Genomic DNA, 14195 nt, shown 5'->3' on the forward strand with positions numbered 1-14195 from the left:
CGACTGAACCACTGCATTCGCGAGCAAGCCCGCTCCCACATGGGTTATGTGCATGCCCTTGCACCTGGGTAGGCTCAGAGGAATAGCCACTTGCCATTTGCGTTGATGATAAGCATTATCATTCACTGCAAATCGAGCTGGTATCACTGTGAGCCAATCCCGCTTTAACCAAGTCTTTCTCACCCAACGGGTGATTCTGCTACGCACCTTGCAGCGGATGGTGAACAACCACAGCACCGCCGAGGACCTCCTGCAGGAGACCTACCTGCGCGTCACCCGAGCGCTCAGCGAGCGGCCGATCGAGCACCTCGAACCCTTCGTCTACCAAACCGCGCGCAACCTGGCGCTGGATCACCTGCGCTCACGCAGGATTCAAGCCCGCACGCTGCAGGAAGATGTGCCGCTGGACATCCTGCAAAGCGTCGCCGCCCCCGTCAGCACCCCGGAAGATGCCACCCAGGCCGAGCAATTGCTTGAGCACCTGAGTGTCAGCCTCGGCCAGTTGAGCGCCCGCCAGCAGCAGATTTTTATCCTCAGCCGCCTGCACGGTTACAGCTACCAAGAGATCGCCGATCAACTGCAAGTGTCCCTGAGCACCGTGCAAAAGGAACTGAAATTGATCATGGCCATCTGTGTAGGTGTGGCCGAACGCCTGGATCGGCCTTAAGCTTCACCTGACAGCTATATCGATCCAGCCTGTAGGAAAGATCAATAAAACGTGGCGAAGACCCGAGGAACACCGTGACCGACCCGAATAAACTGCGCCCCCATGAGCTGGCTCATGAGGTGTTGCAAGACACGGCTATGGACCAGGCCCTCGACTGGCTGATCGTCTTGCAGTGCCCGCAACCCGGGCAGCAGGCCGAGTTCGACGCGTGGCTGGCCAGCGACCCGGCGCACGCCCACGCGTTTAACAAAGCCCAGGCGGCTTGGGGTGGCGCGCCTGTGCACAGCGCCGCCGTGGCCCTGGCCGCGCCGCGCAAGCCCTCAGCCTGGCGCCGCATCAAGCCGCATTGGAAACCGCTGGCCACCGCCGCCGTGCTGCTGCTCGGCCTGTTCAGCTTCAGCAATTTGCCCGTGCGTTTGCAGGCCGACCACCTCACCGTGGTCGGCGAACGCCAGCGTGTGCAGTTGGACGATGGCGCAAAGGTGTTGTTGAACACCGACTCGGCGTTCTCCAGCAGCATCAAGGATCACCAACGCGTCGCGAAGCTGTACCAGGGCGAGGCTTTTTTTGAAATCACCGCCAACCGTGGCCTGCCGCTGGAGATCGACGCCGGCCCGGTGCGTGCCAGCGTGCGCGACACCGATTTTGCCGTGCGTTACCTCAACGGCGAGGCGCAAGTGCAGGTTCAGCGCGGCGATGTCGACCTGAGCAACACCTTCAACGATGCCCGCGTGCGCCTGAGCGCCGGTGAGAGCATCCGCATCGGCCCCAAAGGCTTCGGGCCACCGGCCAAGCTGGACGCCAGCAAAGACCTCGCTTGGGTTCAGGGTCGGCTGGTGTTTGAAAACTGCCCAATGAGCGAAGTGCTCGCCGAGTTGCGCCGCTACTACCCCGGCTGGATCGTCAACACCAACGACACGCTCGCAAGCACCGCCGTCACCGGCAATTATCGCCTCGACCAGCCGCTGGACGTGGTGCGTTCGCTGGCGCACATCACCTCGGCCAAACTGTCGGAATACCCGGCACTGGTCATCTTGAACTAAATGAGAATTATTTTTACTCGATAGCTGTCGGTGGTACGTCTCGTCTTAGCCAATGCAACTGATTCCTATTTGATTCGGTTCGCACCTATAAGATTCGTATCCCCGGAGCGCTCTCGATGTCGTCTTGTTTCAACCCCCGGTCTTCTTCACCCGTGCTGTCCTTGCTGACCGCCGCCCTCCTGTTGGCCAGCGCGCCAGCCATGGCTGCCACCGCCGCCGAACCCGTCGCGCGCAGCCACGGCAATTACACCTTCAGCATCGAGCAGCAGCCGCTGGTCTCGGCACTCAATGCCTTTACCGCCGTGACCGGCTGGCAAGTCGGTTTGCCGGCGCAATTGGGCCAAGGTGTGTCGTCGCCTGGCGTACGTGGTGCGTTGTCGCCGGAAAAAGCCCTGGACCGGCTGTTGGTGGGGACCAACCTGAGCTACCGCAAACTGGGTAATAACAACATCGTGCTGGAAAAACGCGCGGCAGGCAGCACCCTCAATCTGCAACAAGTCACGATCAGCGCCACACGTAACGCGCAAGACGTCAACAGCGTGCCGAGCACCGTCAGCGTGCATGACCGCGAGGCGCTCGACCGCCAGACCGTCAACACCACTCGCGAACTGGTGCGCTATGAGCCCGGCGTGTCCGTGGGCGGCGCCGGCACCCGCTCCGGCAACGCGGGCTACAACATTCGCGGCATAGACGGTGATCGCATTCTGACGCAGGTGGATGGCGTAGAAGTGCCCGACAATTTCTTCAACGGCCCTTATGCCAAGACCCGCCGCAACTACGTTGACCCGGAAATCGTCAAGCGCGTCGAAATCCTGCGCGGTCCGGCTTCGGCGCTGTATGGCAGCAGCGCCATCGGCGGTGCAGTGAGCTATTTCACCCTCGACCCGGACGACATCATCAAGCCCGGCGAGGACGTCGGCGCCCGCCTGAAAACCGGCTACAGCTCGGCCGATGAAAGTTGGCTGACCTCTGGCACCGTCGCCGGCCGTGTGCAGGATGTTGACGGTTTGCTGCACCTGAGCCAGCGCAACGGCCATGAAATGCAGGCCTACGACGGCAATAACGCCACGGGCCTGGCCCGCACCGGCGCCAACCCGGAAGATGCGCGCACCACCAACGTACTGGCCAAGTTGGGCTGGAATTACGGTGAAGATAATCGCTTGGGCTTGACCTATGAAAAGTACAAGGATGATCGCGACGTCAACTTGAAGAACGCGGTCGGCGGCCCGTTCGTCGGTGGCCAGGGCTTCAACCTTTATCGTGACCGTCGCGGTAACGACACCATCACCCGTGAGCGTTTCGGCCTGGAAAACACCTTGGCGCTTGAATCGCCGATCGCCGACCGCATCAAAACCAGCCTCAATTACCAGATCGCCAAAACCGACCAGACCACTGCCGAAATCTACCAGCCAGGCCGTCGTGTACTGCGCACCCGCGACACGCTTTACGAAGAAAAACAGTGGGTCTTCGACGCTCAGTTGGACAAGGCATTCAGCCTCGGCGAAACCGACCACCAAGTGACCTACGGCACCACCCTCAAGCAACAAAAAGTCACCGGGTCACGCGAAGGATCGGCCACCTGCCTCGCCGTCGGTGCCGGTTGCACCGCCATCGGCGCGCCCAGCCCATCAGCCAGCGACAGTGTGAAGAAGGTCAGCGATTTCCCGGACCCGACCATCAACACGTATTCGTTATTCGCGCAGGACCAAATCAGCTGGGGCAAATGGACCTTCCTGCCTGCCGTGCGCTACGACTACACCCAGCTCAAACCCAAGCTGACGCAGGAATTTCTCAGCGGCGTCGACCCGACCGGCCTGTTACCGGTCAGCGACAAGGAAAAAACCTGGCACCGCGTGACCCCAAAGTTCGGCCTGACCTATGCGCTGACCGATCAATACACGCTGTTTGGCCAATACGCCGAGGGTTTCCGCACGCCATCGGCCAAGGCGCTGTACGGGCGCTTTGAAAACCTCAACCAGGGCTACACCGTCGAGCCCAACCCCGACCTCAAGCCGGAAACCAGCAAAGGCATCGAAACCGGGATTCGCGGCAAGTTCGATGCGGGTTCCTTTGACATCGCGGTGTTTTACAACAAGTACCGCAACTTTATCGATGAAGACAACGCCGTGGTCGGCGGCACCGTCGAGCAGTTCCAGGCAGTCAATATCAAGCGTGCCACCATCAAGGGTGCAGAGGCCAAGGGCCGCTTGAACCTGGATGCATTCGGTGCGCCGCAAGGCCTGTACAGCCAAGGCGCGGTCTCGTACGCCTACGGCCGCAACGACGCCAACGGCAAGCCGCTGAACAGCGTCAACCCGCTCAAGGGTGTGTTCGGCCTGGGCTACGATCAGGACAATTACGGCGGCCTGCTGAGCTGGACCCTGGTGAAAAAGCAGAACCGCGTCGACAGCACGTCCTTCCACGCGCCCGACGGCAGCACCGACGGCCCGTTCAAAACCCCAGGCTTCGGCATCCTCGACCTTACGGCGTTTTACAAAGTCACCCACGACATCACTGTCAACGGCGGCCTGTATAACCTCACCGACAAAAAGTACTGGAACTGGGATGACGTGCGCAGCTACGACAGCGTCGGCGAGGCGGCAGTGACCGGCCCGGCCAACCTGGACCGTTTGACCCAGCCCGGCCGTAACTTTGCGATCAACGTGATCTGGGACATCTGATAAAACCCACACTCCCCTCGCCGACCTTTCAGCGGCGGGGTGAGGTTTTTTTACTGTGCCACGTCTCCTTGTTCGTCTAGTTGATAACCCCTCTGCACCCCGTCAGAGCATCAAGGCGCTCCCCTTCTAAAGGACTTTTCATGACCGCTTCCAATACCGCAGAACGCCCAAGCCTGCGCTCGCAGCGCCTGAACCAGATCACTCACGTGCCGCACACCAAGCTGGATGCGCTGGTCAAGGCCCACGCCCCGTTTGAAACACAAGCCAACTTCGCGCGTTTTGTGGTCGCGCAATACCTGCTCCAATCGGAGCTGGTGGCGCTGTACAACGACCCGGAGTTGATCAAAATCGTGCCTGACCTGGCCGAGCGCTGCCGCGCCGACGCCGCCAAGCTGGACCTCGCCGACCTGCACACCGCCGTGCCAGCTCCGGTCGCCGGCGCCGTAAACAACCCCGGCAAGGCCGAAGCCTTGGGCTGGCTGTTCGTGTCCGAAGGCTCCAAGCTGGGCGCCGCCTTCCTGATCAAACGCGCCGTGGGCCTGGGCCTCAGCGAAACCTTCGGCGCGCGCCACCTGGGCGAGCCAGCCGGTGGTCGCGCCGAAGGTTGGAAGCGCTTCACGCGTACCCTCGACGGTCTGCACTTCAACGCCGAGGAAGAAGCCGCAGTAGAAAAAGGTGCAATCGACGCGTTCGTGCGCTTCACCGTGCTGCTGGAACAGGCGTACGCTAAGCGCCCAGAACTGGCCTGATTCCCGGATTGAAACGCGGCCACCTGTGGGAGCAAACCCTCCCACATTGGGCTACTCTTTCAAATTGATTTTTTGATCCCTTCACATTGCCTAAGCCCATGACCCGCAACACCCAATCCAGCTCAAAAATCGCACGGGTCCTCTTTGGCCTGCTGGCCTATGTCAGCCTGGGCATTGGGTTGGTCGCGATTGTGATACCGGGTTTGCCCACCACCGAATTCATCCTGCTCGCCGCCTGGGCGGCGACCAAGAGCTCGCCGCGCCTCAGCGCCTGGCTGGAAAACCACCGGTTGTTCGGGCCGATCCTGTGCAACTGGCGCAATGGCAAAATCATCGCGCGCCGCGCCAAAATCAGCGCCACCGTAAGCATGCTGCTGTGTGCCGGGTTGATGCTGGTGATGCTCAATCACGGCTGGCCGATCTACTTGGCGATTGCCGGCATGAGCCTCGGCAACCTGTGGATATGGTCGCGCCCGGAACGGCTTGCAGCCCATCCATAGCGTTGCATGCAGGCATTTAGCTACCGCTCATCGCCTTCTCCTCACGAAACATATTGTTACGCCGATGTTTCAGACATAGCGCCGAATGGACTTGGCTCGCCCTGCTTGCCCTTTAGAAAAGTCCAATCGCGAGTGACTCTATGTTCGACACCCTCTCTATCCGCCTGAAAATCGTGCTGCTGTCCGGCCTTTGCCTGTTGGGGGTGATCGCACTGATTGTCGGCATCAACCTGCACGAGGCCGATAAAAATAACCGCCTCGTCAGCGATTCAAGCTCGCGAATGCTCACCACCAGTGTGCAAAACCTGTTGCAAGCCAAAGCCGGCGAACAAGCGGTACAGCTGCAAAAAAACTTTGGCGAAAACCTCGTCGCACTCACCGCCCTGGCCGACCAGATCAAGGGGCTGCGCATTACGGCCGCCAAACGTGGGTTGGACGCTGGCGCGCTGCGTGAAGAACTTAACCAAAGCCTGAAGACCGCCTTTGAACGCAACAACAAGGTACTCGGCATTTGGCTGTCATTTGAGCCCAATGCCCTGGATGGCAAGGACAGCGAGTTCGTTGACGACAAAGCCCGCGTTTCGAATCAGAGCGGCCGCTTCGCCAGCTACTGGAGTCGTGCGGGCGGCGATGGCCTGAACACCGTGATGGTCGAAGAAGACCTGACCAAAACCGCGCCCACTCCCAGCGGTACGCCCTACAACATTTGGTACACCTGCCCACGCGACACCCGCGCTACGTGCCTGCTGGAACCGTATGAAGACACGGTAGCCGGCAAACCGGTATTGATGACCACGATTTCCGTGCCATTGCAGGTGGACGGTAAGGTTATCGGCGTGGTGGGTGTCGACATCGCCCTCAACGCGCTGCAAGCCACCACTGACAACGCACAAAATGACCTGTTCGACGGGGCCGCGCATTTAGAGATTCTCTCCAGCAGCGGCGTGATCGCGGCCTACAGTGGCGAACCGGCCAGAGTCGGCAAAAACCTCAGCGACATCATTGGCGCTGAAGGCAAAGAGATCGTGCAACTGTTAGCCAACGATACGCGCAAGGTCCGCGAGCAGGACGACACCATTCGCGCGGTGTACCCGGTCAAGCCGATTGCCGATGCCAAGTCGTGGGGCGTGGTGATCAAGCTGTCAAAAGCCGTGATGCTGGCGGACACCGTAAAGCTGCAAGCGGTACTCAACCAGGCCCAAGACGCCGCCACGCTCAAGGCATTGCTGGTCGGCGCCGCTGCTGCCCTGTTGGGCTTGCTGTTGATCTGGCTGACCGCTACCGGCGTGACCCGCCCTATCAACAACGTGGCCGCAATGCTGAAGAATATCGCCAGCGGCGAAGGCGACCTCACCCAGCGCCTGACTTACGCCAAAAAAGACGAATTGGGCGAGCTGGCGAACTGGTTCAACCGCTTCCTCGACAAGCTGCAACCGACCATCGCGCAGATCAAGCAAAGCATCACCGAAGCGCGCGCCACGGCAGATCAATCCTCAGCCATCGCACGCCAGACCAGCGAAGGCATGCAGGTGCAGTTCCGCGAAATCGACCAGGTGGCCACCGCCTCGAATGAAATGAGCGCCACCGCGCATGACGTCGCCAGCAGCGCGTCGAACGCCGCCAGCGCGGCACGCGGCGCGGACCAGTCGGCACGTGAAGGCATGTCGATCATTGAACAGAGCACCCGCGACATCACCACGCTGGCTGAAGAAGTCAGCAAAGCGGTCACCGAAGTCGAGGCGCTGGCGGTTAACAGCGAGCAAATTGGCTCGGTGCTGGAAGTGATCCGCAGCATTGCCGAACAGACCAACCTGTTGGCGCTCAACGCCGCCATCGAAGCTGCGCGCGCAGGCGAAAGCGGGCGTGGTTTTGCGGTCGTCGCCGACGAGGTGCGCAACCTCGCCAAACGCACACAGGACTCCGTGGAAGAGATTCGCCTGGTGATCGAACGCATCCAAAGCGGCACGCGTGGCGTGGTTGCGACCATGCATTCCAGCCAACAGCAGGCCCAAAGCAATGCCGGGCAAATTCATCAAGCGGTGCAGGCGTTGGGCAAGATCAGTGATGCGGTGACGGTGATCAGCGACATGAACCTGCAAATCGCCAGCGCCGCCGAAGAACAAAGCGCCGTGGCCGAAGAGGTCAACCGCAACGTCTCGGCGATCCGCACCGTGACCGAAACCCTCACCGGGCAGGCTACCGAGTCAGCGGCTGTCAGTAGCCAACTCAACGCGTTGGCCAGCCAGCAGATGAAGTTGATGGATCAATTCAAGGTGTAAACCGGACTGCTGTGGCGAGGGGGGTTTGCTCCCCCGCCACAATCCTTTTAGAGCCCGGTCCAGGCTTTAACAAACGGCGCCAGCTGTTCTTTCGGCGCAGTACGCGGCGGGTTCTGCGGCGTGCCTAAATAGAGGAAGCCAATCACTTGCTCCTCCGCAGTCAACCCCAAGCCGTTGGCGACGTGGGCCGAGTAGGACAGTTCGCCAGTTCGCCACACCGCACCAATCCCCTGCGCATAAGCGGCCAGCAGAATGCCGTGGGCTGCACAGGCGGCCGCCAGTAACTGCTCGGATTTGGGCACTTTGAAGTGCTCCTGCAAACGCGCAATCACCACCACCACCAGCGGGGCACGCAGCGGGCCGTTTTGGGCCTTGTCGATGGCGGCTTGCGGGGCTTGGGCGTCGTGCAGGCGCGCAGCTTCGGCCAGCAGCGTGCCCATTTGCTCACGCGCGGCGCCTTCCACGGTCAGGAACCGCCACGGGCGCAACTGCCCGTGGTCGGGCGCACGCATGGCGGCGGCGAACAGCACATCGCGCTGCTCTTGGGTCGGCGCCGGCTCCAGCAAACGCGGCACGGAAACACGGTTGAGCAAAGCGTCGAGAGCCTGCATTGGCCACCTCCAGAAAAAAATGTGAGGTCATTCTAGCGGGAATGAATCGGATTCCACCAAACGATAATTGCTCTTATTCAATCTGGCCCGCCCTGTTAGACTTTGCGGCCTGATTTTTCGCCTCCGCTCGGGAAACTCGATGTTCCGTTCGCTTTTTCGCCTGTCCGCAGCGTTGATGGCCTTGTGCCTGACCGCCTGCGACGACGCCCCGCGCTTCACCAAGGCAGAGCCCGGTGAAGCGCGAGCCGGCGGCGCGACGACCGTGAACAAGCGCGACCAGAATGCGTTCTCCCTGCCCTCGGCCAACCTTGCGCCCACGCGCCGCCTGGATTTCAGCGTCGGCAACAGTTTTTTTCGCAGCCCGTGGGTGATCGCGCCCTCCACCACCACGGCGCGCGACGGCCTCGGCCCGCTGTTCAACACCAACGCCTGCCAGAACTGCCATATCAAGGACGGCCGCGGCCATCCGCCGCTGCCCGATGCGCCCAACGCAGTGTCGATGCTGGTGCGCCTGTCGATCCCCGCGCCAGCATCGGATCTGCCGCCCTACGCCAAGCTTATCGAGCAGATCGGCGTAGTGCCCGAGCCGGTTTACGGCGGACAGTTGCAAGACATGGGCGTGCCTGGCGTAGCGCCCGAAGGCAAAGTGCGGGTCGACTACACACCCGTCACTGTGACCTTCAAGGACGGTACTGTGGTTGAGCTGCGCAAGCCGGACCTGCAAATCACCCAACTCGGCTACGGCCCGATGCACCCGGATACACTTTTTTCTGCGCGCATCGCCCCGCCGATGATCGGCCTCGGCCTGCTCGAAGCGATTGCCGATGCCGATGTGCTGCGTAATACCGACCCCGAAACCGCCGATAAAGACGCCATCATCGGCCGCGCCAACTGGGTCTGGGATGACGCGCAGCACAAAAGCGTACTCGGGCGTTTTGGCTGGAAAGCCGGGCAACCCAACCTCAATCAACAAAATGTTCACGCGTTCTCTGGTGATATGGGCCTCACCACGTCGCTGAGACCGTTTGATGACTGCACCGACGCCCAGCTGGCCTGCAAACAGGCGCCCAATGGCAATGGCCCCGAGGGCGAACCGGAAGTCAGCGATAACATCCTGCGCCTGGTGCTGTTCTACACGCGCAACCTGGCGGTGCCGGCACGCCGTGGCGTCGACACACCGCAGGTGCTGGCCGGGAAAAACCTGTTCTACCAAGCCGGTTGTCAGGGCTGCCACAAGCCGACCTTCACCACGGCGGCAAATGCCGCCGAACCCGAACTGGCCAACCAGGTGATTCGCCCCTACAGCGACCTGTTGTTGCACGACATGGGCGCCGGCCTGGCGGACAACCGCAGCGAATTCAAGGCCACTGGCCGCGACTGGCGCACCCCGCCGTTGTGGGGCATTGGCCTGACGCAAACCGTCAGTGGTCACACCCAGTTTTTGCATGACGGCCGCGCCCGCAACCTGCTGGAAGCCGTGCTGTGGCATGGCGGTGAAGCGCAACCGGCGCAGCAACACGTGTTGTCTTTTAATGCCGAGCAGCGCGCTGCGTTGTTGGCGTTCCTGAATTCTTTATAAGCTGTGCCCCACTTACAGAAGGGAGCTCGACATGTTCCGTCCCAAGTTGTTGTTCACCAGCCTGGCGGCCATCGCCCTCGGCGCCTGCTCGCCGCAGGACCCGCAAGCGGTGACCTCGGCGGCCATCGCCAAGCAGGTGATCCTACCGACCTACAGCCGCTGGGTTGACGCCGACCGTCAACTGGCGGTCAGCGCCCTCGCCTACTGCCAGGGCACTCAGAGCCTGGACACCGCCCGCGCCGACTTCCTCCACGCGCAAAAGGCCTGGGCCGAGTTGCAACCCTTGCTGATTGGCCCGCTGGCCGAGGGCAACCGCTCGTGGCAAGTGCAGTTCTGGCCGGACAAGAAAAACCTCGTGGGCCGCCAAGTCGAGCAACTGGTCAGCGCCCAGCCGCAAATCGATGCCGCCGCCCTGGCCAAGTCCAGCGTGGTGGTGCAGGGCCTGTCGGCCTACGAATACATTCTGTACGACGCCAAGACCGACATCGCCGAGCCAACCCAAAAGGCCCGTTACTGCCCACTGTTGATGGCCATCGGCGAGCGTCAGAAGGCCCTGGCTGAAGAGATTCTGGCGAGTTGGAACAGCACCGACGGCATGCTCTCGCAGATGACCACGTTTCCCAACCAGCGCTACGCCGATTCCCACGAAGCCATCGCCGATCTGTTGCGCGTACAAGTGACGGCACTCGACACCCTGAAGAAAAAGCTCGGCACGCCGATGGGCCGCCAGACCAAGGGCATTCCGCAACCGTTCCAGGCCGATGCATGGCGTAGCCAATCGTCCCTGCAAAGCCTGCAAGCCAGCCTCGCGGCGGCCCAGACCGTATGGGCCGGGGTCGACAACAAAGGCCTGCGCGGCCTGTTGCCATCGGACCAGAAGCCACTGGCCGACAAGATCGACGCCGCGTATGCCGCCTCCCTGAAACTGTTCGCCAGCACCCAACGCACCCTCAACGAATTGTTGGCCGACGATGCCGGGCGCCAGCAACTCAACGACCTCTATGACAGCCTTAACGTCGTCCACCGCCTACACGAAGGTGAGTTGGCCAAGGCGCTGGGCATCCAACTGGGCTTTAACGCCAACGACGGTGACTGATAATGCTCAGGCGACAGGCTTTGGCCGTTGGCAGCGTGCTGCTCAGTGCACTCACATTGGGTGGCTGGACGCTTTTCAAGCAAAAGGACAACGGCCCGCTGCTGCTGTCGGCGCGCGATGACGCCGACGGCAAGCACTACGCTGTCGGCTTCCGCCTGGACGGCAAACGTGTGTTTGCCACTGAAGTTGGCCAGCGCTGTCACGACATCATCAACCACCCGACGCTGCCGATTGCGCTGTTCGTCGCCCGGCGCCCAGGCACCGAGAGTTACCTGATCAACCTGCGGGATGGCGCGCTGCTGCAAACCATCACCTCTAAGCCTAATCGGCATTTTTACGGGCATGCGGTCATTCACAAAAGCGGCGACTGGCTATACGCCACCGAGAACGACACGTCTGACCCTGGCCGTGGCTTGCTCGGCGTATACCGGTTCGAGGGCGAACGGCTGGTGCACAGCGGCGAAATATCTACCCACGGCATTGGGCCACATCAAGTGTCGTGGATGCCCGATGGCGAAACCCTGGTGGTGGCCAACGGCGGCATTCGCACCGAGGCTGAAAGCCGTGTGGAGATGAACCTCAACGCCATGGAACCGAGCCTGGTGCTGATGCAACGTGACGGCACGCTGATCAGCAAGGAGACGTTGGGCCAGCAGATGAACAGCGTGCGCCATATGGGAATTGCCAGCGATGGCACCATTCTTACCGGGCAGCAGTTCATGGGGCCGTCGCAGGAGCGTTCCGAGTTGCTTGCGATCAAGCGGCCGGGGCAGCCGTTTGTGGCGTTTGCGGTGGCGGACGCGCAGTTGCAGGCGATGGGGCACTACACCGCCAGCGTCGCGGTGCACAGTGAATTGCGGCTGGTGGCGTTGACTGCGCCACGCGGCAATCGTTTTTTTATCTGGGACATGGACAGTGGTGAGTTGCGGCTGGATGGGCCTTTGCCCGACTGTGCCGGCGTCGGCGCGGTCGAGGATGGGTTTGTGGTGACTTCAGGGCAAGGCCGTTGCCGCTTTTACGATTGTCGCCAGACAGCGCTGGTGGCGAAGCCATTGGAGTTGCCATCGGGGTTTTGGGATAACCATCTGCATCTGGTCTGACGGCATCCTTTACCCCAGCCAAAAAAAAGGCCTCGCATCGCAAGGCCTTTTCAGGGGGTTTGAATCTTCAACGCTTTAATCAACTCTGCGGCCGCATGCCTTGAGACATCCCGAACATGAACAACAACAAGTCATGATCAGGCTGGGCCACCACACTGGCCTTGGCGATGCGCGGCAGCAGGCATTGCCCACCACCCTGCGCCGCACTGAGCACTTGTGTGCGAGGTTGTTCCCACGCCGCCAGGGCGAGGGCTGCAACGCCCAACGCCCCGACCAGAAACAAACCTCGTGCTGTTTCTAGCTTCATCTGGTTAAACCCTTGATAGCGCTGCCAAACGCCGTCTCATAAAAGTAGCTCAGTTTTTTCCAGTCGGTATCATTCCACGACGAATGGCGGCGCAGTTGCAGCATGTCGTGGGAGGCCGCGCGATAAGCGGTCAAACGCTGACGGCACTTCTCGAAATCCAATAACGCGACTTCCACGTTGGCCGAATCGCGCTCGCCGGTTACGCGTACAAAAATATGCTTGATGTAGAGGCAGCCATGCTGCCAGCGGCCCTTGTGCATACGTGCAAGGGTGCCCGCCAACTCTTTCAGTACACGCTCGTGTACCTGCTCGCCATACTGCTCACGGCCACCTGCGGCGTACCAGTTTTCGATTTCGTCGAAACCGTCGAGAGACGCGGTTACCAACAGCGCTTTCCATTGGTGCTCAGGGTCGCGACGCGCCTCGCAAAACACCAATTCCGGCACACGTACATCCAGTGAACGCAGGCCTTTCAAGGCATCGCGTTCACGCAACACGGTCGGGCGACCAAACGGGTGCAGCCAACTGCGGTAGATATGGCCGGTCTGGCGCTTGCAATAGAGCAAACGACCATTTGGGCTCTTCACGCGTTGCACACCGCTTTCACCACCACGTCGACGATTGGGTTCTTCGACCCACTCGCCCTGCTGGCGCCAAAAAAAATCAAATCGTTCTTCGGGAGCTACATGACTGCCAACTGCGCACTCAATTGCCATCCTGTTACCTCTTGCGCAAGACATAAACTCGCCACATGGCGTAGAGCGGTATGAAGTCCAGGGATTCCTGAACACGGAAACCGGCCTGCTCAAACTCTGCCTCGACAGTAGCAGCCGGTAACACGAACCGGTTTTGGTAACCTTCCTGCTCACCTTTATTACGACGTTTCACTTCGGCACGCTTGCGTTTCCAGGCCTTGAAATTGCCATCTACCCACAGCGAAAGAATCACGCTGTCACGCGTAACTCGCTGAAATTCCCGCAATATCGTCAGTCTATGCGCAGGGTCACCAATATGGTGCATCAAGCGCATACAAAAAATGCTGTCGACCGAATTATCGGGCAAATCGATATCGAAGGCAGATGTTTGCAAAGGCCGTACCCGTTTCACCACATCGGCAGGCTGAGCGGTGGTTGCGACCTTTAACATCGATGCCGAATTATCGGCGCCGATAATCACACGGTTGGGCTTTTCAGCCAACAGCGGCCAAAAACGCCCGGCCCCGCAGGGCAGGTCCAACACCAGGCCAGGTTCGCCAGCCATGGCCAGCGCACCGCGTGCCAGTTGCTCGTCGCGCTTGTGGGACAACCGGCGAGCCAGATTGTCCTGATGTTTGAGCAAATAATTCTTCGCGTGCTGATCGTCGTACTTTTCAGAAAAATCGAGCTTGATCGGGGTAGGCATCAACGGATCTCCAGTAGCTGATGCCTACAACCTTAAGCAGCAAACTGTGATCGACAGGTCAACTCGTTGTGAAAATCTTGTCCTGTCCAATCTCATACATTTCAAGACTTTACAGACACAAGCGGTGGCATGGGGCCATCTTCGCCGAAAAACGCGGCAGCTGCCACAGGGTAGTGGCAGGG

At 60.6% G+C, this 14195-nt stretch carries 13 protein-coding genes and 1 pseudogene; 10 read left to right on the forward strand and 4 right to left on the reverse strand.

Annotated elements, in window-relative coordinates; genetic code table 11:
* Nucleotides 1-148 precede the first annotated feature (148 nt).
* From ACOZK9_RS00810 to ACOZK9_RS27455, 7 genes and pseudogenes are all read left to right on the forward strand, one after another.
* Nucleotides 149-667, forward strand: coding sequence for an RNA polymerase sigma factor (locus tag ACOZK9_RS00810; protein ID WP_058414770.1), 519 nt, complete (start codon nucleotides 149-151; stop codon nucleotides 665-667).
* A gap of 74 nt (nucleotides 668-741) precedes the next feature.
* Complete coding sequence (locus tag ACOZK9_RS00815) at nucleotides 742-1710, forward strand: FecR domain-containing protein (RefSeq protein ID WP_172979761.1); 969 nt, start codon at nucleotides 742-744, stop codon at nucleotides 1708-1710.
* Between the two features lie 116 nt (nucleotides 1711-1826).
* Nucleotides 1827-4391 (forward strand): TonB-dependent receptor, encoded by a 2565-nt coding sequence (locus ACOZK9_RS00820; RefSeq protein WP_421555101.1) that lies wholly within the window; start codon nucleotides 1827-1829, stop codon nucleotides 4389-4391.
* Between the two features lie 140 nt (nucleotides 4392-4531).
* On the forward strand, nucleotides 4532-5140 hold the full coding sequence (locus ACOZK9_RS00825) for a biliverdin-producing heme oxygenase (RefSeq protein ID WP_421555102.1): 609 nt from the start codon (nucleotides 4532-4534) through the stop codon (nucleotides 5138-5140).
* A gap of 98 nt (nucleotides 5141-5238) precedes the next feature.
* Nucleotides 5239-5640 carry a YbaN family protein gene (locus ACOZK9_RS00830; RefSeq protein WP_058414774.1) on the forward strand — a complete coding sequence of 134 codons (402 nt, stop codon included), beginning with the start codon at nucleotides 5239-5241 and terminating at the stop codon, nucleotides 5638-5640.
* A gap of 281 nt (nucleotides 5641-5921) precedes the next feature.
* Nucleotides 5922-7061: pseudogene (locus tag ACOZK9_RS27450) on the forward strand (methyl-accepting chemotaxis protein); the annotation flags it as partial.
* Between the two features lie 102 nt (nucleotides 7062-7163).
* A complete protein-coding gene (locus tag ACOZK9_RS27455; protein WP_371918676.1) occupies nucleotides 7164-7919 on the forward strand; it encodes a methyl-accepting chemotaxis protein in 756 nt (251 codons plus the stop codon).
* Nucleotides 7920-7966: 47 nt separating this feature from the next.
* Here the strand turns inward: ACOZK9_RS27455 and ACOZK9_RS00840 are convergent, their stop codons facing one another.
* On the reverse strand, nucleotides 7967-8530 hold the full coding sequence (locus tag ACOZK9_RS00840) for an NAD(P)H nitroreductase (RefSeq protein ID WP_152747627.1): 564 nt from the start codon (nucleotides 8528-8530) through the stop codon (nucleotides 7967-7969).
* A gap of 139 nt (nucleotides 8531-8669) precedes the next feature.
* On the opposite strand from ACOZK9_RS00840, the gene ACOZK9_RS00845 reads away from it, so the two are divergent.
* The 3 genes from ACOZK9_RS00845 to ACOZK9_RS00855 are packed head-to-tail and all read left to right on the forward strand — an operon-like array spanning nucleotide 8670 to nucleotide 12305.
* Entirely contained in the window at nucleotides 8670-10109 is a 1440-nt protein-coding gene (locus ACOZK9_RS00845; protein ID WP_421555103.1) for a di-heme oxidoreductase family protein, read from the forward strand.
* A gap of 31 nt (nucleotides 10110-10140) precedes the next feature.
* The gene (locus ACOZK9_RS00850) at nucleotides 10141-11205 is read left to right on the forward strand and encodes an imelysin family protein (RefSeq protein WP_421555104.1); all 1065 of its coding nucleotides are present in this window, start codon (nucleotides 10141-10143) and stop codon (nucleotides 11203-11205) included.
* A gap of 2 nt (nucleotides 11206-11207) precedes the next feature.
* The gene (locus ACOZK9_RS00855) at nucleotides 11208-12305 is read left to right on the forward strand and encodes a DUF1513 domain-containing protein (RefSeq protein WP_122250647.1); all 1098 of its coding nucleotides are present in this window, start codon (nucleotides 11208-11210) and stop codon (nucleotides 12303-12305) included.
* Nucleotides 12306-12384: 79 nt separating this feature from the next.
* Here ACOZK9_RS00855 and ACOZK9_RS00860 read toward each other — a convergent pair whose 3' ends face one another.
* Genes ACOZK9_RS00860 through ACOZK9_RS00870 form a run of 3 tightly spaced genes read right to left on the reverse strand, consistent with a single transcriptional unit; the run spans nucleotide 12385 to nucleotide 14013 of the window.
* Nucleotides 12385-12612, reverse strand: coding sequence for a hypothetical protein (locus ACOZK9_RS00860; RefSeq protein ID WP_122250648.1), 228 nt, complete (start codon nucleotides 12610-12612; stop codon nucleotides 12385-12387).
* On the reverse strand, nucleotides 12609-13328 hold the full coding sequence (locus tag ACOZK9_RS00865; RefSeq protein WP_058414781.1) for a lipopolysaccharide kinase InaA family protein: 720 nt from the start codon (nucleotides 13326-13328) through the stop codon (nucleotides 12609-12611). The genes ACOZK9_RS00860 and ACOZK9_RS00865 overlap by 4 nt, the downstream gene beginning before the upstream one ends.
* 4 nt (nucleotides 13329-13332) lie before the next feature.
* A complete protein-coding gene (locus ACOZK9_RS00870; RefSeq protein WP_058414782.1) occupies nucleotides 13333-14013 on the reverse strand; it encodes a class I SAM-dependent methyltransferase in 681 nt (226 codons plus the stop codon).
* Nucleotides 14014-14195 lie beyond the last annotated feature (182 nt).

The sequence above is a fragment of the Pseudomonas kitaguniensis genome, assembly GCF_049199985.1.
In the GTDB taxonomy this organism is placed as follows: domain Bacteria; phylum Pseudomonadota; class Gammaproteobacteria; order Pseudomonadales; family Pseudomonadaceae; genus Aquipseudomonas; species Aquipseudomonas kitaguniensis.

What these genes read in the sequence shown, in the direction of transcription:
- ACOZK9_RS00850 (WP_421555104.1), top strand. Translation starts at nt 10,141, where the DNA reads ATGTTCCGTCCCAAGTTGTTGTTCACCAGCCTGGCGGCCATCGCCCTC.
- ACOZK9_RS27455 (WP_371918676.1), top strand. Translation starts at nt 7,164, where the DNA reads ATGCAGGTGCAGTTCCGCGAAATCGACCAGGTGGCCACCGCCTCGAAT.
- ACOZK9_RS00855 (WP_122250647.1), top strand. Translation starts at nt 11,208, where the DNA reads ATGCTCAGGCGACAGGCTTTGGCCGTTGGCAGCGTGCTGCTCAGTGCA.
- ACOZK9_RS00825 (WP_421555102.1), top strand. Translation starts at nt 4,532, where the DNA reads ATGACCGCTTCCAATACCGCAGAACGCCCAAGCCTGCGCTCGCAGCGC.
- ACOZK9_RS00830 (WP_058414774.1), top strand. Translation starts at nt 5,239, where the DNA reads ATGACCCGCAACACCCAATCCAGCTCAAAAATCGCACGGGTCCTCTTT.
- ACOZK9_RS00840 (WP_152747627.1), bottom strand. Translation starts at nt 8,530, where the DNA reads ATGCAGGCTCTCGACGCTTTGCTCAACCGTGTTTCCGTGCCGCGTTTG.
- ACOZK9_RS00860 (WP_122250648.1), bottom strand. Translation starts at nt 12,612, where the DNA reads ATGAAGCTAGAAACAGCACGAGGTTTGTTTCTGGTCGGGGCGTTGGGC.
- ACOZK9_RS00865 (WP_058414781.1), bottom strand. Translation starts at nt 13,328, where the DNA reads ATGGCAATTGAGTGCGCAGTTGGCAGTCATGTAGCTCCCGAAGAACGA.
- ACOZK9_RS00870 (WP_058414782.1), bottom strand. Translation starts at nt 14,013, where the DNA reads ATGCCTACCCCGATCAAGCTCGATTTTTCTGAAAAGTACGACGATCAG.
- ACOZK9_RS00845 (WP_421555103.1), top strand. Translation starts at nt 8,670, where the DNA reads ATGTTCCGTTCGCTTTTTCGCCTGTCCGCAGCGTTGATGGCCTTGTGC.
- ACOZK9_RS00820 (WP_421555101.1), top strand. Translation starts at nt 1,827, where the DNA reads ATGTCGTCTTGTTTCAACCCCCGGTCTTCTTCACCCGTGCTGTCCTTG.